This is a genomic window from Paraburkholderia sp. RL17-347-BIC-D (assembly GCF_046027915.1).
Taxonomy (GTDB): domain Bacteria; phylum Pseudomonadota; class Gammaproteobacteria; order Burkholderiales; family Burkholderiaceae; genus Paraburkholderia.
This window is the reverse complement of sequence record NZ_JARESS010000013.1, coordinates 1-22,670: the sequence shown is the minus strand read 5'-3', so window position 1 is coordinate 22,670 and position 22,670 is coordinate 1. Positions and strand designations below refer to the sequence as shown.

20 protein-coding genes and 2 pseudogenes are annotated in these 22,670 nt (G+C 64.5%); 17 read left to right on the top strand and 5 right to left on the bottom strand.

Annotated features, from left to right (window positions below; all coding sequences use genetic code 11):
- Positions 1–4 precede the first annotated feature (4 nt).
- The 17 genes and pseudogenes from P0D96_RS19155 (at position 5) to P0D96_RS19075 (ending at position 12,238) form a co-directional block, all read left to right on the top strand.
- A complete protein-coding gene (locus tag P0D96_RS19155) occupies positions 5–409 on the top strand; it encodes a hypothetical protein (RefSeq protein WP_408314833.1) in 405 nt (134 codons plus the stop codon).
- 33 nt (positions 410–442) lie between these two features.
- Positions 443–859 (top strand): cupin domain-containing protein, encoded by a 417-nt coding sequence (locus P0D96_RS19150; protein WP_408314832.1) that lies wholly within the window; start codon positions 443–445, stop codon positions 857–859.
- The gene (locus P0D96_RS19145) at positions 856–1,230 is read left to right on the top strand and encodes a cupin domain-containing protein (RefSeq protein WP_408314830.1); all 375 of its coding nucleotides are present in this window, start codon (positions 856–858) and stop codon (positions 1,228–1,230) included. The genes P0D96_RS19150 and P0D96_RS19145 overlap by 4 nt, the downstream gene beginning before the upstream one ends.
- A complete protein-coding gene (locus P0D96_RS19140) occupies positions 1,227–2,486 on the top strand; it encodes an NAD(P)/FAD-dependent oxidoreductase (RefSeq protein ID WP_408314828.1) in 1,260 nt (419 codons plus the stop codon). The genes P0D96_RS19145 and P0D96_RS19140 overlap by 4 nt, the downstream gene beginning before the upstream one ends.
- Positions 2,486–3,070: a nuclear transport factor 2 family protein gene (locus tag P0D96_RS19135; RefSeq protein WP_408314826.1), complete on the top strand. Its 585-nt coding sequence runs from the start codon at positions 2,486–2,488 to the stop codon at positions 3,068–3,070. Before P0D96_RS19140 ends, P0D96_RS19135 begins: the two co-directional genes overlap by 1 nt.
- 14 nt (positions 3,071–3,084) lie before the next feature.
- Complete coding sequence (locus P0D96_RS19130) at positions 3,085–4,026, top strand: dihydroorotate dehydrogenase electron transfer subunit (protein ID WP_408314825.1); 942 nt, start codon at positions 3,085–3,087, stop codon at positions 4,024–4,026.
- Complete coding sequence (locus P0D96_RS19125; RefSeq protein ID WP_408314823.1) at positions 4,020–4,958, top strand: dihydroorotate dehydrogenase; 939 nt, start codon at positions 4,020–4,022, stop codon at positions 4,956–4,958. Before P0D96_RS19130 ends, P0D96_RS19125 begins: the two co-directional genes overlap by 7 nt.
- Entirely contained in the window at positions 4,955–5,326 is a 372-nt protein-coding gene (locus P0D96_RS19120) for a non-heme iron oxygenase ferredoxin subunit (RefSeq protein WP_408314821.1), read from the top strand. Before P0D96_RS19125 ends, P0D96_RS19120 begins: the two co-directional genes overlap by 4 nt.
- A complete protein-coding gene (locus tag P0D96_RS19115) occupies positions 5,323–6,453 on the top strand; it encodes an asparaginase (protein WP_408314819.1) in 1,131 nt (376 codons plus the stop codon). The genes P0D96_RS19120 and P0D96_RS19115 overlap by 4 nt, the downstream gene beginning before the upstream one ends.
- Before the next feature lie 55 nt (positions 6,454–6,508).
- Positions 6,509–7,216, top strand: a complete 708-nt coding sequence (locus tag P0D96_RS19110; protein ID WP_408314817.1) for a hypothetical protein — start codon at positions 6,509–6,511, stop codon at positions 7,214–7,216.
- A gap of 65 nt (positions 7,217–7,281) precedes the next feature.
- Positions 7,282–8,367: a porin gene (locus tag P0D96_RS19105; protein ID WP_408314815.1), complete on the top strand. Its 1,086-nt coding sequence runs from the start codon at positions 7,282–7,284 to the stop codon at positions 8,365–8,367.
- A 363-nt stretch (positions 8,368–8,730) separates the two neighbouring features.
- The gene (locus P0D96_RS19100) at positions 8,731–8,922 is read left to right on the top strand and encodes a helix-turn-helix domain-containing protein (RefSeq protein ID WP_408178080.1); all 192 of its coding nucleotides are present in this window, start codon (positions 8,731–8,733) and stop codon (positions 8,920–8,922) included.
- 18 nt (positions 8,923–8,940) lie between these two features.
- On the top strand, positions 8,941–9,309 hold the full coding sequence (locus P0D96_RS19095; RefSeq protein WP_408178079.1) for a LysR substrate-binding domain-containing protein: 369 nt from the start codon (positions 8,941–8,943) through the stop codon (positions 9,307–9,309).
- Complete coding sequence (locus tag P0D96_RS19090; RefSeq protein ID WP_408178078.1) at positions 9,306–9,689, top strand: LysR substrate-binding domain-containing protein; 384 nt, start codon at positions 9,306–9,308, stop codon at positions 9,687–9,689. The genes P0D96_RS19095 and P0D96_RS19090 overlap by 4 nt, the downstream gene beginning before the upstream one ends.
- A gap of 647 nt (positions 9,690–10,336) precedes the next feature.
- A pseudogene (locus tag P0D96_RS19085) lies at positions 10,337–10,844 on the top strand (integrase); the annotation flags it as partial.
- A pseudogene (locus P0D96_RS19080) lies at positions 10,845–11,546 on the top strand (ATP-binding protein); the annotation flags it as partial.
- A 71-nt stretch (positions 11,547–11,617) separates the two neighbouring features.
- The gene (locus P0D96_RS19075) at positions 11,618–12,238 is read left to right on the top strand and encodes a hypothetical protein (RefSeq protein WP_408314813.1); all 621 of its coding nucleotides are present in this window, start codon (positions 11,618–11,620) and stop codon (positions 12,236–12,238) included.
- A 260-nt stretch (positions 12,239–12,498) separates the two neighbouring features.
- Here P0D96_RS19075 and P0D96_RS19070 read toward each other — a convergent pair whose 3' ends face one another.
- Genes P0D96_RS19070 through P0D96_RS19050 form a run of 5 tightly spaced genes read right to left on the bottom strand, consistent with a single transcriptional unit; the run spans position 12,499 to position 22,633 of the window.
- Positions 12,499–14,727, bottom strand: coding sequence for an HlyD family efflux transporter periplasmic adaptor subunit (locus P0D96_RS19070; protein ID WP_408314811.1), 2,229 nt, complete (start codon positions 14,725–14,727; stop codon positions 12,499–12,501).
- Positions 14,724–16,079, bottom strand: a complete 1,356-nt coding sequence (locus P0D96_RS19065) for an efflux RND transporter periplasmic adaptor subunit (protein ID WP_408314809.1) — start codon at positions 16,077–16,079, stop codon at positions 14,724–14,726. The genes P0D96_RS19070 and P0D96_RS19065 overlap by 4 nt, the downstream gene beginning before the upstream one ends.
- Entirely contained in the window at positions 16,076–16,975 is a 900-nt protein-coding gene (locus P0D96_RS19060) for an efflux RND transporter periplasmic adaptor subunit (protein ID WP_408178075.1), read from the bottom strand. The genes P0D96_RS19065 and P0D96_RS19060 overlap by 4 nt, the downstream gene beginning before the upstream one ends.
- Before the next feature lie 14 nt (positions 16,976–16,989).
- Positions 16,990–18,735: a TolC family protein gene (locus P0D96_RS19055; RefSeq protein ID WP_408314807.1), complete on the bottom strand. Its 1,746-nt coding sequence runs from the start codon at positions 18,733–18,735 to the stop codon at positions 16,990–16,992.
- Between the two features lie 28 nt (positions 18,736–18,763).
- A complete protein-coding gene (locus tag P0D96_RS19050; RefSeq protein ID WP_408314805.1) occupies positions 18,764–22,633 on the bottom strand; it encodes a putative Ig domain-containing protein in 3,870 nt (1,289 codons plus the stop codon).
- Between the last annotated feature and the right edge of the window lie 37 nt (positions 22,634–22,670).

The window sequence follows — 22,670 nt, the reverse complement described above, 5'->3', positions numbered from 1 at the left end:
CGTCATGGAACAGAAAGTCATCGTCGTCACGAAGCGCGCGGATTTCACGCAGGACGCGTCGTCACGCGCGCCGCTGCCTGCCGCCTTCGAGGAGTTGAACCGCTTTGTCGACGTGTGGGCGTTGCCGAGCGAAACCGAACGGACGACGCGGCGCCATACGGCGGGCATGCCGGCCATCGTCGAATTCAAGGACGCGATGCTCGCCAGGGTCGACGACATCGTGGCATGGCTTAACAAGTTCGAACTGGACAAGCTGCCCGAAGACGCGAAGACACTGATGTGTCTGCTGCTGTCGCTGGCCGAAGTCGCGCCCGCTATCGAGTTCTACCAGCAGCCTTTCGTGATCGACGGATACGATCCCTTCCGCTTCGTGGCGGACGAAACGTTTTCGATGCGCCCCGCCATCTGACGCTCACACGCTCGGCCAGTAAAGGATCAGATCATGCCCAAGTGCCGCATTTTTGGTGTTGACCACGCACTCAAGGAGGTTGTCGCCGACGGCCTCTATATGAAGACGATGATCGGCGAGACGATGAGCGTCGCGGTCATCAAGTTCGTTGAAACGGCGGGCCACGGCCTGCCCGCGAATGCGCATAGCCACGGAGAAGAGGCGTCGCTGCAGATCAAAGGCGGCTGTTCGATTTTCGAGGTGCACGACAACGGCGCGGAGATCGAGCGGCGCCTGAACACGGGCGAGGGGATGATCATTCCCGCCGGCTTGAGCCACTACGGCGTCAACACCTACGAAGGCGCGGGCATGAGCATGCGTCTGAACGTGGTGACGCCGCCGCGTGCCGAATATCGCGGCGGCGACGAGGCTCCCTATTACCCGCTGGCCGGTCGGGAGAACGGATCGTGAGCGAAGCGATTCAGTCGAACGCCGGCGCCGTGCATTGCACGCTGCTTCCGGCCGTTCCCCATGAAGGCGCGGCGGCTCAGTTGCCGATCGTGCGAAATGTTGCCGACGGCGCGGCGCTTTCAGCGTCGACCCAACGCATGCAACGCGACGAGCTCGTCGAATTTGATGCGGGCCTTCTTGGCGAAGAACTCGCCGCAGTGCTGGAAGGGCGCGTCGACATCGTCGCGGCGGATGAGCACTACGTCCTCTCGGCGGGCGAGGCCATCCTGATCCCGCCGCGCGAAGCGCGCCGCTATCGTTGCATCACACCAGGCTGCGTGCTGTATCGCGTGACGTGCAACGCCGAAGCAAACAAGGAGCCGCAACAATGAGCTCGCCACATGTCGCGATTGTCGGCGCGGGTCATGCCGGCGGACGTGTCGCCCAGCATCTGAAAGCCCTGGGCCATGCCGGGCGAGTCACGCTGATCGGCGATGAACCGCATGCACCGTATGAGCGTCCCGCGTTGTCGAAGGAACTGCTGCTGGGTACGAAGACGCAAGAGAGCCTCGTGCTGACCTCGCCTGACTACTGGACCAGCGAGTCGCTAACGGGAGCCGGCATTGAGCGTGTGTGCGCGAGTGCGCGGAGACTAGACGTCGATTCACGGCGCCTGCATCTGGACAACGGCGCCACCGTGGACTTCGATCTGCTGGTCGTCGCGACGGGCGGCATGGCGAGGCGTCCGCGTTTCCCCACGCAGCCCGTCGAAGGTGTGCATACGCTGCGCACGCTGGACGATTGCCTCGCGTTGCGCACATCGCTGGAAGGCTGCCGCAAGCTTGCAATCATCGGCGCGGGCGTCATCGGGATGGAAGTGGCTTCGAGCGCGACCAGTCTTGGCGTGCCGGTGACGGTGCTGGAGGCCGGCGACGGCATCATGGGGCGCTGTCTGCCGCCGCAGGTGGCTGGATGGCTTGCACAGGAACATGCCGCGAAGGGCGTCGATGTGCGAACGCGGGTCAATGTCACGGACATCGTGCGCGCGGGCGGGGCGGACCGCGATGCGTTCGCGTTGCGCATCGACGCGTTGCAAGACGGCGCGCCGGTGACCATCGATGCCGACTGCGTGCTGATCGCGATCGGCGTCGACTGCAATCCCGCATTCTTGCGCGGCACGGGACTCTCAGACGAACGCGGTGTCCTGGTCGATGAGTTCTGCCGCAGCCCCTCGGCGCCCTGGCTTTACGCCGCCGGAGACGCGGCCTGCGGATTGGACAGCGTATCCAGTCGCCACGTCAGGCAGGAAACGTGGCGCAACGCCGAGAATCAGGCGCGCGCCGTAGCCGGGATCATCACCGGGCGAATGGAACCGTATGCAGAGATTCAATGGATGTGGACGGATCAACTCGGCCACGCAATCCAGGTGACGGGCGTGCACGAACCCGGCGATGAAATCGTCGTGCGCGGCTCGCTTTCATCGGCGGACGCGACGGTGATTTCGCTGCGCGACGGTTGCGTGGCCGCGGGCGTGACGGTCAACCAGAGCCGTGAGCGGCGGCATCTGGAACGTCTCGTCAGCGCGCGCAGGCGCATCGAAACGGGCCGATTGGCCGACACGTCGGTTCCCTTGAAGGAGCTGGCGTGATGACGGAACGCAACTCGCCGATACAGTCGCTGGAGGCGCGCGTCGCCCGGCTCGAAGCAATCGACGCGATCCGCTCGCTGAAGGCACGCTACGCCGCGCTCGCCGATCAGAAATACACGAGCGACTATCAACGGCAGCCGCAACCCGTGATGCACGAAATCGCGTTGCAGCAGGCCATGTGCTTCACGGAGCGCGCGGTGTGGACCGGCGGCGCGGGATTCGGCAACGACCTCGTCGGACGCGCCGCTCTGTGCGAATGGTTTCAGCGTTCGCCGTGGCGCTTCGCGATGCATTACTACGTGAGTGAAGCACTCGAAGTGACCGAGGCCATGCACGCGACTGGCACCTGGCGGCTCTGGCAACTCGCGCTGCGTGATGACGATGCGCGCGCGGTACTGCTTGGGGCGGTCACCGAAGAGAAGTATGAGCGTACGCCCTCCGGCACGTGGCTGATCAGTGAAATGCGCTTCACGCAGCTTCATATGATGGAGCCCGACGACCGGATGTCGCCGCTGGCAAGCGATTTCGCTTCGTTGACCGCATTGCGCAAGTCCGGACCCAGCGAAACGACCCGAACCGTTTGATGGATGGAATTCTTATGAACACATTTTCTGCAGAGCCGAATGCGGCGCGAAGCGACACGGCCACCGATCCCGCCACCGCGCGCGTGATTACATTGTGTCCGGATCGCGCGCACGCGGATGTCGCCCACACCTGCCAGAGTACGCCGACGATCGCGGAGAACCAGTGCCACGTGCGCTCGAACGCATGGCTCAACGCGGAGTACAAGCATCTCGTACTCACGGCGCCTGAGCTCGCGCTGACGGCACGCGCCGGGCAGTTCTTTCATCTCGCGTGTCCGGCTTCGCACGACGACACGCCTTATCTTCGCCGGCCGATGAGCATCTACTGCGTGGCCGCGGAAGACAGCCGCATCGAATTTCTCTACAAGGTACAGGGTGCGGGAACACGTGGCCTGGCTCAACTTCGGCCGGGCGATACGCTCGACGCGCTGGGCCCGCTCGGAAACGGCTTTGCGCTGCCCACATCGACGGAACCGGCACACGTCCTGCTGCTTGGCCGCGGCGTCGGCCTCGCGACGATGGCGCCGCTCGCGCAGCAGGCGATCGCGGCGGGTGCGCATGTCACCGCAGTCCTCAGCGCGCGCAGCGAGGCGTTGATGATGTCGGCCGATTATCTGAAAGCCGTGGGCGCCGATGTGATCACTGTCACCGATGACGAGCAGACCAGCGACGTGGTCCAGGTCGAGAGCCTGATCCGGGAAGTGCACGAGCAACGGCGCATCACATTCGTCAGCACGTGCGGGTCGAACCGCCTGCTCGTCATGTTGCAACGCGTGGTCGCGCAGTTAGGCATCCGTGGCCAGGTCGCGCTCGAACAGCGCATGGGCTGCGGTTACGGAGCGTGCTACGCATGCGTGCGGCCTTTTCGGAAAGTGGCGGGTTCACAAGAGCTCAGTTACCGCCGTGTGTGCTGGGAAGGCCCGGTCTTCGATCTTCAGGAAACGACATCATGGTAGATCTCAGCGTCAATATTGGTTCGCTCAAGCTCGCGAATCCGGTGATGCCGGCCTCGGGTACTTTCGCCGAAGGCACGTCGCAGATATTCGACCTCAACTGTCTCGGCGCAATCGTCACCAAGACGATTACTCATGACGTGCGCGAAGGCGTGCCGCCTCCGCGTGTCGCCGAGTTTCGCGACGCCACGCTCTTTTCGATCGGCATCCCGAGCAAGGGCAGCGACTACTATGTCGAACAGACCGTGCCCTACTACCGGCGCTACTTTCCGCCGCTCGTCGCGAGCATTTCGGCCAACACGATCGAGGAGTTCGGCAGGCTCGCGGAAAAAATCAGCGTGCCAGGCGTCGCGGCGATCGAAGCGAATGTCTCCTGTCCCAACCTGAAGAAGAACGGTCAGGCGTTCGGCATGGATCCGGAAGCCACCTGGCAAGTGGTCAAGGCGATGAAGTCCGCGACCTCGCTGCCTGTCTGGCCCAAGATGACGCCCAATGCGGGCAACGTCGTCGAGGTCGCGCTGGCTGCTGAAGAAGCGGGTGCGGATGCGCTCGTGGTGAGCAACGCGATTCTTGCAATGGCGATCGATGTCGAGACATTCCGCCCGCGTGTGGCGAACGGCATGGGCGGCCTCACGGGCGCTGCCACTAAACCGATCATGCTGCGGATCGCCTATCAATGCGTGCAGGCCGTCAAGATTCCCGTCATCGGATGCGGCGGCATTGCCACGGCCGCGGACGCGCTCGAGTTTCTTCTCGCGGGTTGCAGCGCGGTGCAGGTCGGCACCGCGAACTTCGTTTCGCCCACGGCGATGCCGCGCTTGATCGACGATCTGACAGAGTGGTGCAAGCGGCACGGCGTGGCAAAACTCACCGACCTGATCGGCGCGGTGAAGATGCACGAACCTGTCAGTCTCCAGCAACGGGTGGCGCTATGAACGCGGTGATCCAGATAAACTCCGCCGACGCACGCGAGTACGTGCGCGGCGACGACGGCTGGTTTGCAATCGGATCGCTTGACGAGGTGTTCGGCGCGCGCGCGTGCCGTGGCATCGAGATCGAGGGCGTCAAGATCGGACTATTCCGTGTCGACGATGAGATTCACGCGCTTGACGACATCTGCACGCACGGCGCGGCTTTGCTCAGCGATGGCGATTTCGAGGGGCATGAAGTGGAATGCCCGCTGCATGCCGGTCTGGTCGATGTGCGAACGGGCTGTGCGCTTGCCGCGCCTGTGTCGCGCGACACCCGGCATCATGAGACCAGGGTCGAGGCCGACGTGCTTTTCGTGAGAGTGCAGGCATGAACGGCGCTGACGTGAAAGAGCCGATTGCTCCCGCGGTGTCCACACTCGTCGGCGAGCAAGCTGTGTCTGCAAAGCGTCCCCGCATCGCCGTGATCGGCACCGGCGGGACGTTTGCAATGCATGGGCGTCATCGCTTCGACTGGATCGAATACGCCGACAGCGGCGTGATCCATCCGATCGACGATCTGCTGCAACGCCTGGGCGAGCTGGTCCCGCATGTCGAGATCGTGCCCGTGCCGTTTCGCAGCTTGGGGAGCGTGTCCATCGGTCCGCGCGATTGGCTGGAGCTTGCCACGCTGATCCGCGACACCGCTGCAAGCGATCCCGCGTTGACGGGTTTCGTGATCACGCACGGTACGGCGACGCTCGAGGAGACCGCGTGGTTTCTCGGCCTTGTGCTGGAACTCGAACAACCCGTGGTGCTGACGGGCGCACAGCGCCCCGCAAACACGGATGGCAGCGACGCCGCGGCGAATCTGCGCGGCGCGGTTGCCGTGGCCGCCGCGCCGGAGTCGCGCGGTGCGGGCGTGCTCGTTGCCATGGGCGGCCTTTTCTTCGCCGCGCGTGACGTGACCAAGGCGGCGAGCTTCGAACTCGCGGCATTCGAGGCCGCGCCGTATGGACCACTCGGCAGGATCGATGCGGACGCCGGCGTGGTTTGGCGGCGTCGCGTGTTTCGTGATGCGGGGCCGTCGCGGCAGAGCCCGCGTTTCGCATCGATACTGGATGCAGCCGCGTCGACCGCGTTGCCGCGGGTCGACATTGCCATGTCGTATGCGGGTGCCGACGGCGCGGCGATCGAAGCGTTTGTCGCGGCGGGTGCGCGCGGCATCGTCTCCGCGGGGCTTGCGCCTGGGCGTCCCGCGTCTGGAGAGCGGGACGCGTTGTGCAACGCCGTCGCGGCCGGTGTGGTGGTGGTGCAGGCCACGCGCGCGCCGCGCGGCACGGTGCCGAAGCAGCGTTTCCTCGCCGCCGACGGAATAGTCGCTGGTGGCGATCTCTCCGCGCAGAAGTTGCGCATCGCACTCATGCTGATACTCGCGAGCTTCGGCGTGAGCGATGCGGCCCCGCGTGATCGCGCCCAAGTGGATCGCGACACCGTGCAAAGGATTTTGCTCGAACTGTGAAGTGAATTGCCCGCCCGCGCCGCCACCTCATTCGATCGAACCACTCGGACCGAACATGCAATTCTCCTATCTCGTCACCTTCCAGCATCCCGACCCGAGTGCGCGTATCAGCGACGAGGATCGGCGCCATATCCGCGCGTGCGTGGAAAATACGCCTGCATTGAGCCGCGCGCGCCTGTACACGCCATCCGAGGCGAATGACTATTACACGGACGACGGTCCATCGCCGGTCTTCGCCGTGCAGCTCGACTTCGAACGCCTTGCGGATCTGGAATCGGCGATTGCCGCCGACGGTCATCTGCAGCAACTGGCGAGGGAGGATTACCCGAGCCTCGCGACATGTGCGGTCGAGCAGCAGGTCATGGCGCGGCGGCCTTTTCCGGTGCTGGATTCGCAAGCGCAGGTGCCGCAAGGGGCGTTGCCTTGCCAGTTTCTCGTTCACTATCCGGGCCGCGCCGAGAATTTCGACGAATGGCTTGCGTACTATCTGTCGCATCATCCGCAGATCATGAAATTCTTTGACGGCGTGCGCGAAATCGAGATCTTCACGCGGGTCGATTGGGTCGATGCGATGCCGTGGAAGCGGGTGCACTACATGCAGCGCAACAAGTTAATGTTCGACAGCGCCGAAGCGATCACGCGCGCGATGAATTCGCCAGTCAGACACGAGATGCGCGCGGATTTCGAAAAATTCCCACCGTTTGAAGGCAGCAACATTCATCACCCGATGTGGGCAGAAACGCTCCCTGTATTGAAGCCCTAATCGCCCTTTCACGGCCGTCGTGACACGGGGTCAAGAAGCGACGGCCTCTTCCACACCACACAACAATGAGCCTACATAAAGCAGGCACGCTCGTGATTGCGAGCGTGCTGGCGTCCGCATGCGCGGATGCAAATGCACAATCGAGCTATACGCTTTACGGCAGCATCGACGAAAGCATGGGGTATGTGAACAACACGAAGGGCGGCCATGCAGTGGTGATGGGGCCGATAGCGGTCCCGGACCAGTTCGGTTTCAAGGGAAGCGAAGACCTGGGAGGCGGTACCAGCGCGATTTTCCGGCTCGAAAACGGCTATTTTTCGAATACCGGCAGTTTCGCAACGGCAGGCGTGCTGTTCAGTCGAATGGCGTGGATTGGCTTGTCGAATGAGCGCTTCGGGTCCGTTACCATGGGGCGGCAGTGGGACCTGACCAACGAGGTGTTTACGCCGAACGCGAATGGAGCGGTTCAGTACAACTATCTCGCCTATCATCCCGGAAATATCGACAATGCCGCGGTCACCCCCCTCAGCAATACGATCAGGTACGCGAGCCCCGTCTGGTACGGCATGTCCGCGCACATGATGTACGGCTTCGCGGATTCGTCGACGGGGCAGGGACGCTACTTCGGCACCGATGTTTTCTACGCATCAGGACCGTTGAAATTGTCCGCCGTGTACAGCGACACACGCAACAAGGCCTATGCGTTCAACACGGCACTCGGTTATGCGTCGTTTCTGGGTCAGAATCTCGCGGGCGGCAGCGCGTTTCGTGCGAGCAGTACGCGAATCGCGGGCATGGCTGGCTCGTGGACCCCGAATCGCACGTGGGCCGTGCACGGCATATTGAACACGGTGCGAATCGCGGATGCGGCCGACGCGGCGCATGCCACGACTGCGGAGTTGGGCGTCAACTGGAGCATGACGCCATTCAACGCGGTCGTCGCGGGTGGTTCGACGACCTGGTTCAACGGCCACGCCTACACCACGGTCGCGCTGTCGGACCTGTACCATCTTTCGGTGCGCACCATGCTCTACGCCGAAGCGACGTATCAGCACGCGAGCGGTGGCGCCAAGGCGGCCCTGCCGTCGCTCGCTCCTTCGTCGACGAGTTCGCAGGCCTCGCTGCGCTTCGGCGTGCAACACTACTTTTGATACGGCGCGAGCACGTCGGCCCGGCAGGACCGGGTCGCGCTGCTCGCGGCGCCTTCTCGCCGGCATTCATCAGCGCCTCGTGCGTTGCCCCGCCTGTCTGTGCTCCTGTCATTCAATCCACGTGTCGTGCGGCCTGTCGATCCGGCAAGGCCGCTCTTTTCGCTTTATTCACGCGGCAGACTGCATTACCTTTGCACCATGTTCCGTCACGTGCTCCGATACTCGAGGACGATACCGCCCACCGGCACGCGAGGGACCTGCACCCGTTCGCATGCGCACCAGGCGAGAAGGGCTGCGGCGGGCATCAATGGAAGTAAGCCCGTTCACTTTTGGTTGCGAACTGGATGTGGAGACGCCCCCCTCATGAAGATTCATCAACTGCGCACGCTCGTTGCGATTTCCGATACCGGAAGCATTCGCAACGCAGCGAAGGCGCTCGACCTTTCGCCTGCGGCTGTCACCAAGGCGATGCGCGAACTCGAGGCCCAGGTTGGGGTGGCATTGATCGTCCGCGAGGCCTCCGGGATCATTCTGACCGATGCCGGGCAAGCCTAGCTGGCGCACGCGCGTCTGATGATCCAGCAGTTGCGACGTGCGCAGGACGAGATGGACCGCTTCTCCGGAGCGGGCCGGGAGCGGCTGACGGTTGCGCTGCCGACGTGGATCGCCATCGCGCTGCTTGGCGGCATCATGAAGCGCTTCGAGCAGGAAATGCCCGATACGCGGATCGTGTTCTACGAAAGCCTGCTGAGCGTCGCCGTGCCGAAACTGCGTGACGGCACACTCGACCTTTCGGTCAATCGCGCCTGCCCGCCTTCATGCCGCGACGAATTCCAGCAGGTGCCGCTCTTCCTCTCGAGTTACGCGGTAGTGGGACGCGCGGGGCATCCGCTCGCGAAATGCCGCACGTTGTCGCAACTGAAGGGCGCGAGCTGGTGTTGAACCGCGACTTCACGGAAAACGACGCCGAAGGCGACGGCCCGTTCGGAGAGTACTTTCGCCGCTACAAGCCGCGCGTGCACGTCGCACATTCCTCGTCGATGATGATTGGCCTGATCTGTAACACCGACGTCCTCTCGATCATGCCCTGGCCGCTCGCGGAACTGCTCGTCGCGAAAGAAGGGTTCTGCGTGCTGCCCGTGACGGAGACCATCCCGGAAGTGGAAGTGAACCTGATGTATCGGCGCGGAACTCCGTTAAGCGCGGCGGCGAAGGTCTTCATTCAAAGCCTGAAGGACACCATTATCGACGATGCCAATACGTCCGACCCACTGAGCAGACGTGTCTTTCATGCGGTCGACTGTGTGCTGAGGGAACGCTAGACATGCTCCGACCGCGGCACAAAGCAAGACCCGGACCACAGCAATTTGACGCGCATTTCATGCGCGTCTTTTTTTTCGCGGTTTGACCCGTCAACGAATAAACATAACCATTTCTCACGCCGATGACAGTGCCCGGCGTTTGTGATGAAGGGAGGGCGCGCCGCGATCTGGTGTTGTCTGCCGAAGCACTGAGTGCATGGGGTTGGCGCATTCCGTTCATGCTCGGGCTGCTGATCGTGCCGCTCGGCATCTACATCCCCAGCCAGCTGCGTGAGACGCTCAGCGCCGAACACGCGGTGAAGAGCAATCGCGAGCTGCTGCGCGGCATCGTCGATGCGCACCTGTCCGAACTGGTGCTCGCCTGTTGCGTGCTGATCGGCCTGACCATCACCGTGTATGTGGTGGGCCACTACATGACCACGTATGGCATCCGGGTGCTGCATCTGCCGACCTCGACGTCGATGCTCGTGGGCTTTGTCACGGGCGGCGTCGGTATCTTCGCGTCCCTGAGCGCGGGGATGTATTCCGACCGCTTTCCGCGCAGCCGTTTGCTGGTCGTGCCGCAGTTCCTGTCGATTCTAGCGGTGCTGCCCATGTTCGCATGGGTGCTGCACGCGGGCACTGGCAGCGTCTTTCTCGGGATGGTCACAATCGCTAGCAGGCTGTCCTTACGCCTCCCAGGTTACACGGGCTCCCATCCTCGTGACCTGCGCCGCGCGCTGGCCGACCCGAAAGGTAATCTCCGCCTGTATGTGTCGCTCGATGGGCTGGACGAGTTGATCACTTATTCGATTGCAAGCTATCACGGCACGCTTCACGGAGGGCTGAATGGCGCGACGCCGCTCGAAGCGATGGAGTTCTTTGTTCGTGGAAGAGGGCAACTGCTGGCCTGGTTGCCCGAAGTGCGCCGACGTAAGTTATGCCTGATGCAATCCGCGCGGCACTGCCGTGTGCGCGGCTATCTTGCGCTCGGCGTACGTCCTCACATTAACCTGTTCGGCGTGCGCTATACCAACATGGTCCTAGCCAGCAGCGCCCAGCTGATTGGCCAGTCGCTTCGCGTCTACATCAACGCTGACGATCTGCGCTGCGTACGTGCTTTCCATCGCTGATGGCAGCGAGATCGGTTTCCTTGATGCACAAGGTGCGTGGCGCTTTTCAAACCTGCTGGAAGCTGTCGGCGATCATGATCCGAACGCGGGCACCAACCCCACAAAACGCATGCGGCTTTCGCTGCGGATCCGGGAAGCGGCTGCGCGCGCTGGCAGCGGGACGGTTCTGCTCTTTTGCGATGAGGCGCAACGTTACAACGAAAGCGAATACGAGTGGCGGAGGGATGTACACGATGCACTCGACCGCCAGCAGATCAAGCTGTTCACGTTCCTCGTTGGTCAGCAGGAGTTGCTCGCCCAGAAGAGCGCACTGCAGATCGCCGGCAAGACGCAGATCGTCGCGCGCCTGATGGTCGAAGAACTTGCTTTCCCCGGCATCCGCAATGCCGAAGATGTCGCCACGTGTCTGAACGGTTACGACCAGACCGCCTATCCCGAGGGCAGGCAGTGGAGCTTCACGAGGTTCTACCTGCCACAGGCGTTCGATGCAGGTTATCGACTTGTCAACGATGCGGCCGTACTCTGGAATGCCTTCGAGGCCGCGCATCACAAGGCGACCCTGCCTGGCCGTCTGGAGGCGCCGATGGAATCGTTCGCACGGGCCGTCGAGGTTGTGCTCAAGGATAGCCAACTCATGGATGCTCCAGGGTATTGCCCGGACCCATCCTCGTGAGCACACGCGGTGCGCCGCTCCGCCTATGTCCAGTCGCGCCATGCAACCGGGCGTGTGCTCGTCCACGCGTAAGGAGGCGCCCGGCGCTCATTGCGCCGCGCTTTCCGATCGTCAGCCTCGATGAGCGACGACTGACCCCGGCATTGGGCTTCATATTCGATGCAGAGTGGCTGTTGTCTGGTGAATCGATCGTATCGATCCTGTGGAAGTTCGCGCGTGCAAATGGACTACCCGGGCACGCACTGGTCCGGCTGATGGATCGGGACATTGACCCGTACGAAGGCGTTGAGCCGATACGTGATGTCATTGATCTGAAGCATCTGAGGCGCATGCTGCTACTGCCCGGCAACGTGCTGCGCGCTTCACTCCTTGACCCTGGCCAGCGGGGACGGTATCACCCGGTTTTCCCGTACTGCAGGCAATGCACATCGCTTGGTCATCACAGCGTGACGTACCAGATGTTCAGTGAAAACCGGTGTCCCGCTCACCGACAGAAGCTTGAGACGAAATGCCAGCATTGCGGGCAGGAGGCACCCTACATCCTCAACGCGAGTCTTGTGGGCTCACCGTATCGTTGTGCGCGCTGCGGCGCGCTTTACGCAACCCGATCGCCTCCAGCTTTTGCAACGAAGCCAGCGATGCGCAACGAGCATCGTATTGCTATCGCGCGACATTTCCATAATCGCATGGCAGGCGGCTTTCGCCTTGGCATTGACGATCGCGACCTGCAGCTCGCGGGCTCAGGTGGCAGGGGCGGTGCTTGAGAAGCTTCCAACGATCGACGCCCCAAAACTGTCGTGTGCGATACGCAAAACCGGGTGTTGACGACCTTACTTCATTTTTGGTGACGACTTTACTTCGTTTTACGCCGGTCGACTAATCGATCTTGGCCCATCTTGAATTGCGTGTGCTGTCCGGTGATGGCGCTTAAGCTGAGAGCATTGCCCGTACAGGGCAACGCATCAATCTCTCAGTGATAAATCAGCACCAGACAACAGCGAAAGTGCGAACGAAAAAAACCAGACTACAACTGACTCTCACGAATAACGACAGCGACGGCACGTTGATAGACCCGTCCGAGGAGGCTGCTACGATCGGCCTCGATCCGAACGGAGCCACGCAGCCGCTTGGGGACAAGAGGCTCTCCGCCAGCCGCGGCAAAACCAGATCCAGCCGGGGAGGGCGCAAGCACCGCCCGATAAACCGCGGTCTCAGGCACAAGCCGATTCTCGCTATCCTTGCGAACCGCAACCCCACCGCCATAGACAGAAGCAAGCTCAGGCACATCCAGCGCCCGCACGGAAACACTCCCGACGCTGACAACAGCGAGCTCCACCCCCGCATCTCCGTTCTCGGGAAAAAACCGCGCGCGGGCGCCGGGATGAACGCGTCCAAGATCAGCCTCGCCGATATAAGCCTCGACGATCTGCGAAGAAGGATCGATCAACATCCCCAGCACTTCCCGCCGGGGCAACCATTCCCCCGCCCGCAAGCCGGCAGGCACATCGGTGAGCACACCGGAAAAAGGAGCCCGCACGGTCAGCAAGGCCTCCTGCGAAGCGACCTGATCAACCGTCGCCAGCGCGCCTTCGAGTTCCTGCTGCCCAACACCAATCATTGCGGCCTGTTCGGGATCGAACGACTGTCCCTTCATCCGCGTGTCGACGCCCTCCAGCGTCGCCACCGCAACGGCCTTGTGGTACGCAACCGTCGGCGACGCCAGCACGAACACCGGGTTGCCGGCAGCAACACGTGTCCCGTCGACGGATAACTTCAGCAACTGTCCAGGCTCCGCGACATATAACGTCGTCTGCTTGCCGGCCCGCAAAAGCGCGGGTGCGGACAGGTCGCGATGCCAGGGTACGACAAACAGCACCAACGCCACGCCCAGCAGGCTCAAACTGGTGACTGCCCGCCGGTCGGGACGCGCGCCGCCAAGACGCCGCCGCCATATCGCGATCTCGCCGACAATCGGCCGCACCAGAAACCAGCCGATTTCCACGCACATCAGAAACAGCCCAAGCGCCTTGAACGCCATGTGATACACGACGAGCGCGATGCCGAGAAACAGCGAAAAGCGATACACCATCGCGGCCAGCGAATAGATGATCAGCACGCGTCGTTTAGCAGGCGCGAAGCGTTCGGGCGGCGGGTCGCCGAGACCGAACAATATCTCGCGCAACCACCAGCGTCCCATCGCGAAGCCGCGCTCCTGGAGGTTCGGCACGTCGAGCCAGTCGGACAGCAAAAAATAACCGTCGAAGCGCATCAGCGGATTCACATTGACGGCAATGGTCAGCAGCCACGTCGAACTCGACAGCAAAAACGCGCCGGTGCGCAACGGCCCGTCGGGCAACAGGGACCACGCCAGCGACGCCACGATCGCCAGCGTCATCTCGGCGAGCATGCCGGCGGCGTCGATGGCGAGGCGCTTGCGGCGGTCGGTCAGACGCCATGCGTCGGTGGTGTCGGTCCACAGCACGGGCCACAGCACCAGCAACGCGACGCCCATCGCCGGTACCCGGCAGCCCATGCGCTTGCTGATCACGCCGTGGCCGATTTCGTGAACGACCTTCGCGGACGTCAGCGCGATCCCCACCATCAGCGCGCCCTGCAACGAAAACAGATGCAGCAGGCTATGCGTATAAGCGGACCACTGGCGGCTGATCAGATAAAAACCAAGCAGCGCAAGCAGTCCGAGCAGCGTCACGAAGCCGCGTGTGAACACCCAGCCGATGCGCGGCACCACCGCGCTTAGCAGTGGGTCGGGATTGACGAGGCGGATCTTGATCGACAGATAGTTTTTCAGCAGCCAGCGCGCGGCGGACAGCCGCTTGCCGCTGTTTTCGACGGCGAGGCGGTCCATCGCGGCTGGGCCGAAGGGCGCGATCAGGCCGGCGCGATGCAGAAAGGACAGCACGTCGAGCACGTCTTGCGACGTCGCGCGAAGGGTCGTTTCGCTCGACACGGAGCGGGCGACGGCGTCGGTATTGCCGAGTGTCCAGCGCGCGAGAATCTCGAATTCGAGCCAGCCGATCCGGATGAACCGGTGCCGCGCGGGATCCTGCAATGTCCAGGTGGGACTGCCGTCGGCGGACGCGCCGCCGGCAAGCAGCTTCAGGTCTTCGCGCAACCGCGGCAAGGCAACCGGCGGCGCTCCTCCAGTCGCTGCCGAAGCGCCATCCGCTTCGGCGACCGGTGCGCCGATAGCCGCGCCGGCGGCGGTCGCGGGGCCGGCGGTAGCGGTGCTCATACCGACACCCACTCGCGCAGCACCGCCAGCGGGCGCCGCAACAACCACAACGCGAGCACGCGGCGCGGTCCGTAAATCTTCGCGGTGCCTTTCAGCCCGAGGCGCGGCGTCACGCCGGGAGCGAGCGCGGCGCGGAACGCATACGACATCACGCCGTCGGCGGTCAGCGTGCTCGAATAGCTCGCGAAAACCAGCTTGCCGTACACGGGTTCGTCGGGCGACAGGTTGCTGAAGAACACCACTTCGGAACCCGGCTTGAACGAGACCACCGACGCCGCCGGCACTTCGATCTGCAACTGCGTATGCGTCGGCGACGCGACCATCATGATCCGTTCGCCGAGCGCGACGGGCTTGCCGACCCACTCGCTGCTGTCGTCGAAAACGGCAATGCCGTCGGACGGTGCTGTGATGTCGGCGCGCGTCAGCATGTCCTGGTCGTAGGCGAGCTCAGCCTGCTCCTGGGCGACCTTGCTGACGAGCATCGCGAGACGGCCTTTCGCCTTGTCGTCGCTCATCGCCTGCTGCGACGTGTCGCTGTATTCTTCGCGCGCCATGTCGAGCGCTTTCTGCGTCACGGCAAGGCGCGTTTGCAGTTGCGTGCGATCGAGCGACACCAGTGGCTCGCCGACGTGCACGGTCTGGTTGGGCGCGACGCGCAAGCCGCCGACCACCCCATCAAACGGCGCGCGTACGGGCGCGGGATCGATCGGCACTATTTCAGCGGGCGCGAGCACGGATTCGCGCACCGGCAGCAACGCGGCCAGCAGCAGCACCGCGGCGGCGATCGCCAGCGGCCGGCGCTTCGCAGGCAGGCGCCGCCAGAAGCCCGTTTCGCGGAGGCGCTGATGCAGCAGCAGGCTTTGCGCATAGGTGCCGGCGAGCGCGTCGAGCAACTGCCGCTCGCCGTCGTTCCACGGGTCGGTGCGGCCGAGCAGCAACCCGCCGACCAGCACACCGTCGCGCCACGTCAGCGGACACCACATCGCGTTAGCGGGGAACCACTCGGGCCATTCGCGCGCGAGCGCCTCGGGCAGGTCGGCCGCGTTCACGCCGTGCGACTGGTGCGCGTCGGCGCCGCGCCCGATCGCCGCGCAGACGCGGTCGAGCCACAGGTAGTAAGGGCCGCCTTCGTCGGGCGTGGCGACACCGGACAATATCAACGGCGCGCCGCCGGCCGCCGGGTTCTGCCACAGCGCGGCCTGCTGGTACGTGACGATTCCCGCCGTCTCGTTGACGATCAGGAATTCGAGTTCGTGACGGCTCGCCGCGCGCGCCCGCTGTTCGAGTTGCAGCAGCGCGCCGAGGCGCAGCAACTGATAGTTGAGCGCCTGGCCAGGATTGGGCGCGTTCATTGCCGCGCTGACACGGCTGTACCGGCGGGCGGCGTGAAGACGGCGCGACCGCTCATGCCCGGCAACAGTGTATCGGGCGGGTTGTCGATGTGACCGTAGACCTTGATCGAACGGCTTACTGCGTCGACCTTGCCGGACAGGCGCGTCAGCGTGGCGGGGTAGGTCTTGCCGGTTTCGTCGATGGCGACGTTGAAGGTGTTGCCCGGCTTCAACCACGCAAGCCACATCGACGGGACGATCATTTCGAGGTCGAGATTCCTGTCGCTCAACACATCGAGCAGCGGCGCGCCGGTCTGCAGGAACTGGAAGTTGTGCGCAAACACGGCGGACACGCGGCCCGTGAACGGCGCGGCCACCACGCAGGTGTCGACCAGCGTCTGCGCGGTTTTCACGTCGGCGGCAGCCTGTTCTTCGTCGGCTTCCGCGACCTTGTACTCCACGTCGCTTGTCGAGCCGAGCGCGTGCAGCCGCTGCTTGCTGGCGTTCACGATCTGGCGGCCGTCGAACACGGCTCGCGCATGTGCGAGCGCGCCTTCCTTCTCCGCGCACACGAAGCGCGCGATGACCTGGCCCTGCCTGAAGCGATCGCCGTCGCGCAGCGCAAACTGGCTGAGCCGGCCGGACATCGGCGCGCCGATGGTCGCGCTGGTTTCGGCCACGACCTGTACGCGGATTTCAGACGCTGCGGGTTGGGCGGCCGCCACAGGCTGTGCGGCCGGCGTAATGGGCCTGACCGGTGTGACGGCGTTGGCCGTGGCGGTGGCCAGACCGGCAGCGGGCGTCGGCGCGGCCAACGCGAGCGAACCCGTCGATACACCTAACCCCAATGCAACCATTGCCAGGCCACCGCGCGTGAACTTCGTTACCTGCAACCTCATCGATTTCAACTTCTTCACCTTCGACTTCGTGGTCATTTCGCTGACGGCGAAATCTGCGCCGCGGCGATGCTTGTGATTTGCGCGCCGGCCGGAACCGTGGTCGCAGCCAGCGGAGCCGTTGCCGTTGCCGTGGCCGGAGCCGCGTCAGGCGCTCCCGCCGATCCAACCTGCGCCGCGGCAGCAGCCGGCATGGCCATGCTCAGCTCAGGCAACTGACCCGCTTCCCAGCCGGCAATCGCGCCTTTCACACTGCGGCTCAAGGTCGACAGATCGTCGGTGTCCGCGTTCGGCGGCACGAGGTCCACACCGACCGACGTGTACAGATTCGTCAACGCGGTATGCACCTGGGCCACCGTGCGGTCGTAGGTGAACTCGGACACCATCGACGCCAGCTCGCGCCGCACGCGGTCGGCTTCCGATTCCTCCTCGGCGCGCGACGCATTCGCCGACGCCACGCGGATTTTCTGCTCGACGTCGTCGATCTGCTTCGCGATGTCGAGATCCTGCGCCGCCGCGAGGTATTCCTGATAGCTCAGGTTCACCTGTGTCAGCACCGCGACGCTCAACGCGAGCCGGCGCTGGCGAGACACTTCGACGGACGTTTTAGCCGCCGCGATGGCCTTCGGCCCTTCGATCAGGTTGACGAGGTTGAAAGTGGCGTTCACGCCGAGCTGCGCCCAGTTCGGGTTGAACAGGTAGCGGTTGGTGTCGTAGTTGAGGCTGCCCAGCAGGCCCACGCCCGGCAGCATCTTGACGATTTCCTTGTAGACGTCCTGCTGGTCGATCTTTCCCTGATACGCCTCTTCACGCAGTTCGGGGCGCATCGCGAGACCGATCATCTCGAGCTTGCGCGGATCGACGCTGGTGGTGGCCGTGCTCATGTCCAGCTCCATCGGCGCGAATTCGATCGGCGCGTCGCCGGGCACGTTGATCAACGACGCGAGCGTCACCTTGGCGGTGTTCAGATCGGTCTGCATGTGCCGCAACTGGCCGACCACCGACAGCATGTTCTGCTGGAAATCGAGCCCTTGCAGCGGCGACACGAGCTTTTCGCGGCTCGCCTCGCGCGAGTTGTCGAGCATCTTCTGCGCGTCGACGAGCAGCGGCTGGAGACGCGGCAGCAGGCGGTCGGCGGCGACTGCTTTCCAGTACGCTTCCTGGGTGCTCTTGACGAGCCCGTCGATCACTTTCCGGCGACGCTCCACCGCCACGTACGTGCGATAGCCCTGCTGCTTCGCCTGGAAATAGCTAACGCCGACGTCGAGCAGGTTCCACGACAGTTCAAGCGAAGCGGTGGCGTGCGAAGGCGACTCGGAGAACGAGGGTTCCAGCGACTGCTGGCGCGTCACCACGGACACGCTTTCCGCCGCGTTTTCGTTGTTGCGCCAGTCGTACCCCGCGTTGGCCGCGAGCCGCGGCAGCATTTGCGCGATCGCGAGATCGAGCTGGCGGTCCTGCAGCGTTTCCTCGGTTTTCGCGAGCTGCGCGTCGTAGTTGTACTTGAGCGAGCGGGCGATCGCGTCGGGCAGCGTTAGCGGCCCGCGTAGTGGCACGTAGGTCGAGTACAGCGTCGTGTAGTCATCCTTTGCGCGTTGCAGATGCTCGGCCTGCGAGATCGGTTGCGGCTTCACCGCGCACGCCGAGAGCAACGCCGCCGACAGCAGCGTTGCGCCCGTCAGCCCGAGGCGTACCGCTGACAACTGCGGTTCGCGTTGCGGCGTGGTCGGCGCCGCTTTCGACCGCGCCGCATTGAAGCGGTCGCCGGTTGGAGTTTTCATTTTTTCAGTTCGCTTTATGGAAAGTGAATCAGGCGGACTCCACCGGAGCGACTTCAGCGATCGTCTGCACGATCTGCCGTGCCTGGAGAATCCTTCCGATGGGCCCCGCGTCGCGCAACTGCGCAGAAAACGCACTGCGTCCCAGTTGGGCGTGTTGCTGCGGGTGCTGCTGAGGTTGCGGGTGCGCAGGCTGATGCTGTACGTCATGCCGTCCGTGCACCGGCTGGCCATGCTCCGGCGCATGCGTGCGCGCAACTGGCGCGGGCGCATCCTTGACGACCAGGCGCTTGAGCATCTGATCGAGATCGTGCGGCTCGCGTCCGACCATGATCTGGAACGTCGCCGTTGCCTCGTTGCCGAACTGGTCGCGCGCGACGATCTCCACTTCGACCGTGCCGTGCGTGCCCCGCGGCGGCGTGCCGGTGAACGTCAGGTTGCGCGCGTCGAACAGCAGCCATTGCGGCAGCGGTCCGCCGCCGGGGCTGCGGGCGTCGTAGGAAAGCTCCGCGCCCTGGTACGTATCGTCGAACAGGTTCGACGGCACCTGGATGATCGCGTGCTGCTCTTCGATCACGAAGCGGTTGCCGACCGAGCCGCTCAGCCAGACCTGCGGAATGATCGGCTCGCCGGACAGGCTCGTCCGGTAGCCGCGGCCTTCGGACGGCGTGACCAGGTTGTCGTCGGGGAACTGTGAGTTATCGAGCCCGTTCGAATCGGTCAGCTTGTTGTAGTCGTTCGGCGCGTTGAAGTCGGGGATCAGGTCTTGTGGTTCGGAGAAGAACGGTCGGTTCGAATTCGAGACCTGGGTCGACAGCAGCACAGTCGACGCGCTGTACTGCGTCGTGCCGCCCACCGCGCCGAGGTTGACTCCGGTGGCGTCGGCGACCGGGCTGCCCGAGGTGTCCGTGGTTTCGATCAGCCGCACTGTCAGGCCGCCCGGCGTCCCGCTGAACGAGCCGGACGGCTTGAAACGCAGCCCGTCCGTTGCCGACAGCACGAGCGCATCGTTGTCGCCGAGGCCCGTAGCGGGCACGTCGGTCCACGTTTTGCCGCCGTCGCTCGAGTACTGCCACGTGCCCTGCGACGGCTCCGCGCCGTTGCCGGTGATCGCGATGCCGGCCAGCGTGTTCGCCGTCGAACCGGTCGGATTGGCGCCGCTCTGCTGCTGGTCCGCGCCGTCGTTGAAACTGTGGCCGAACAGTCCGCCGACGGTGTCGCCCGGCGGGTTCGGATCGTCCGGGCTCACCGTGCCGAGCGTGGCATTGCCGCTCGCGAGCGGCGCATCGTTGACCGCGCTGACGACGGTGCCGAGATCGACCGTCGCCGCGCTGACCGCGGTCGTGCCGCCGTTATGCGCGCCCGATACGTCGACGCCGGTAAGCGCCGTGTCGCCTGCGGCGAGGTCCGCGCCGGTCACCGAACCGGCAATCGCCACGCTGGACGAATCGATCAGGCGCGTCGTGAGTTGTCCCGGCGTGCCGTTGAAATTCGCCGCGGGCACAAAGCGCAATTCCGCCGACGACGACAACACCAGCGCGTTCGAATCGCTGAGGCCAGTCGCCGCGATCGTGTTCCAGGTCGCGCCGTTGTCGGTCGAGTATTGCCAGGCGCCCTGCGACGGATCCACGCCGTTGCCGGTGATCGCGATGCCGGCCAGCGTGTTGGCCGTCGAACCGGTCGGATTGGCGCCGCTCTGCTGCTGGTCGGCGGTGTCGGAGAAATTGCCGCCGAACAGCGTGCCGACCGTCGCCCCCGCCGGCGCGGCGGTGTCTTCGGGCGTGGCAGGCAGCGTGGCGGAGCCGCTCGCGAGCGGCGCGTCATTGACCGCGTTCACGCTGAAGCCAATCGTCTCGGCCGTCGCCGTATACGCCGAACCGCTCGTGTCGACGCCACTGCCGAGTCCGCTCGGCAACGCCGACAGCGAGCCGTTGGCGGCGCCGTCGAACTGGTCCCAGCCGCGGAACGTCAGCGCATTCGGCACCGTGCCGTTCCAGTTCGGATTCGGGTCGAAAAAGATCCGCGTGTTGGCGTCGGCGGCCAGATGCAGCGCGTTCGTCGCGGAGATTACCGGCAAGCCGCTGCCCGCGAATTCGGTCCAGTTCGCGCCGCCGTCGGTCGAATACCACCACGAGCCTTCGCTCGTGTCCGCCTGCGTGATGGCGACGCCGAGGCCGCCTGGCGTGCTGCCGCCATGCGCGTTCGCGCCGTCGCTGTCGGTCACGTTGCCGCCGCCCGTCAGCGCCGACACCAGCGTGCCGACCGCGCCTTCCGGCGTGCCGGAATCCTCGGGCGTGCCGATCGACAGGGGGTTGCCGGCCAGCACCGGTGAATCGTTGTGCGCGACGATCTGGATCGCCGCGGCGGCGGCGTTCGTCGTCGTGCCGGTCGTGCTGTCCACCACCGAAATGGTGACTTGGCGCGTGGTCGTGTCGGGGGTGTCGTTGGAATCGTAGTACTCGACTGCCCGCAGCGCCGCCTGGACGGTGGCCGCGCTCAGGTTCGAGCCGCTCAGCGTCATCGTGCCGGTGGCCGTGTCGAACGAGGCGGTGACGCCGCTCGGCATCGTGCCTGCGACGAGGACGTCCTCGCCCGGCCGGTAGTTGGCGATCTGCACCGTCGCGCCCGAGAACGTGTCGGCGCTCGTCACCGCCAGCCCCGGGTCCACCACTACGGCCGCGGCAGCCGGGTCCGAGTTGTTCGGATCGTCGAAGGTGGCTGTCACGATGCCGGTCTGCGGCACTTCGTTGACGGTGACGAATACGGGCGTGCTGGTCATTACGCCGCCCGTGCCCTGCGCGCCGGTCGTGTTGTGGTCGTCGAGCGTCACGCCGATCTTGATACCGGTGCTCACCGTGCTGGTATCAGTGCTCGAATACGCGAGGTTGTCGAGCACTTCGGTGACGGCCGCGTTCGTGGCGCCGGCGCCGAGCGTGATCGACAGCTTGCCGTTCGCCTCCGTGTAAGTGCCGAGCACGCTGCCCCCGAACGTCACGTTGCCGCCGGACAGCATCAGCTGGCCCGTGCCCGTGAACAGGTCGGTGCCGACGGGCGCGGCGGTCGCGCCGTTGTAGCGCTGGACCGTCAGCGTCGCGCCATCGAAGTCACCGCCGAGCGCGGCGATCTCGTTGTCGAGCGCACTGGCTGAGCCGGCCAGTGTCACGGGTGCGCCGCCTTCGGTGTAGTTGACGCTGCCGTTCCAGTTCGTGATGACCGGCGCGGTGTCCGGCGCCTGGAACGAGAAGTCCACATTGCTCTGTGCGTTGCCGCCGGATATGAACGTCGCCGTCGGCGGGCTGTTGCTGATCGACCCGTCCGGGTCGAAGACCAGCGTGTCGGCGGCCGGTATGTTGCCCGCGAGCGAAATCACGACCGTGCCGTCGGGCAGCACGCCGAAGTTGTACGTGCCGTCCGCGCCCGTAGTGGTGGTTTCATGGACGACCGTGCCGTCGGGCTGCGTGATCGTCGCCGTGACGGTGACGCCGGCCAGCGGCGTGTCGTTCGAGCCACCGGTTTGCGAGAAGGTCGTCGTGTCGTTGCCGAGGTCTTGCCAGACCCGGCCCTGCGCGGTGCCGATGTCGGTCGATGCGCTCGCGCGGTACGTGTTGACCGCCGGGTTCAGACCCGGGTCGAAGTCGCGCGGACCGGTGTCCGTGCCGGCCGCGCCGGTGGTCGAGCCGTTGAAGGTCTGCGGCCCGGCGAGGCTTTGCCACGTCGCGACGGCCGTATCGTTCTGCACCGTCATGCCCGAGGCGACGTTCACCGTGTACGTGATGACCTCGGTGCCGCCCGCGGCGAGCGACCCCAGCGTGTAATGCAGGTCACTGCCGGTCGTCGAATCGACGCCGCCCACGGCGCTGCCGGTCGCGCCGATGAATGCGATGCCGCTTTCGTTCGCCACGGCCTGGTCGTGGGGGGGGGCGGGGGTTTGCGGCGCG

What these genes read in the sequence shown, in the direction of transcription:
- P0D96_RS19120 (WP_408314821.1), top strand. Translation starts at nt 4,955, where the DNA reads ATGAACGCGGTGATCCAGATAAACTCCGCCGACGCACGCGAGTACGTG.
- P0D96_RS19105 (WP_408314815.1), top strand. Translation starts at nt 7,282, where the DNA reads ATGAGCCTACATAAAGCAGGCACGCTCGTGATTGCGAGCGTGCTGGCG.
- P0D96_RS19110 (WP_408314817.1), top strand. Translation starts at nt 6,509, where the DNA reads ATGCAATTCTCCTATCTCGTCACCTTCCAGCATCCCGACCCGAGTGCG.
- P0D96_RS19065 (WP_408314809.1), bottom strand. Translation starts at nt 16,079, where the DNA reads ATGAACGCGCCCAATCCTGGCCAGGCGCTCAACTATCAGTTGCTGCGC.
- P0D96_RS19125 (WP_408314823.1), top strand. Translation starts at nt 4,020, where the DNA reads ATGGTAGATCTCAGCGTCAATATTGGTTCGCTCAAGCTCGCGAATCCG.
- P0D96_RS19070 (WP_408314811.1), bottom strand. Translation starts at nt 14,727, where the DNA reads ATGAGCACCGCTACCGCCGGCCCCGCGACCGCCGCCGGCGCGGCTATC.
- P0D96_RS19135 (WP_408314826.1), top strand. Translation starts at nt 2,486, where the DNA reads ATGACGGAACGCAACTCGCCGATACAGTCGCTGGAGGCGCGCGTCGCC.
- P0D96_RS19055 (WP_408314807.1), bottom strand. Translation starts at nt 18,735, where the DNA reads ATGAAAACTCCAACCGGCGACCGCTTCAATGCGGCGCGGTCGAAAGCG.
- P0D96_RS19155 (WP_408314833.1), top strand. Translation starts at nt 5, where the DNA reads ATGGAACAGAAAGTCATCGTCGTCACGAAGCGCGCGGATTTCACGCAG.
- P0D96_RS19140 (WP_408314828.1), top strand. Translation starts at nt 1,227, where the DNA reads ATGAGCTCGCCACATGTCGCGATTGTCGGCGCGGGTCATGCCGGCGGA.
- P0D96_RS19130 (WP_408314825.1), top strand. Translation starts at nt 3,085, where the DNA reads ATGAACACATTTTCTGCAGAGCCGAATGCGGCGCGAAGCGACACGGCC.
- P0D96_RS19150 (WP_408314832.1), top strand. Translation starts at nt 443, where the DNA reads ATGCCCAAGTGCCGCATTTTTGGTGTTGACCACGCACTCAAGGAGGTT.
- P0D96_RS19100 (WP_408178080.1), top strand. Translation starts at nt 8,731, where the DNA reads ATGAAGATTCATCAACTGCGCACGCTCGTTGCGATTTCCGATACCGGA.
- P0D96_RS19095 (WP_408178079.1), top strand. Translation starts at nt 8,941, where the DNA reads ATGATCCAGCAGTTGCGACGTGCGCAGGACGAGATGGACCGCTTCTCC.
- P0D96_RS19115 (WP_408314819.1), top strand. Translation starts at nt 5,323, where the DNA reads ATGAACGGCGCTGACGTGAAAGAGCCGATTGCTCCCGCGGTGTCCACA.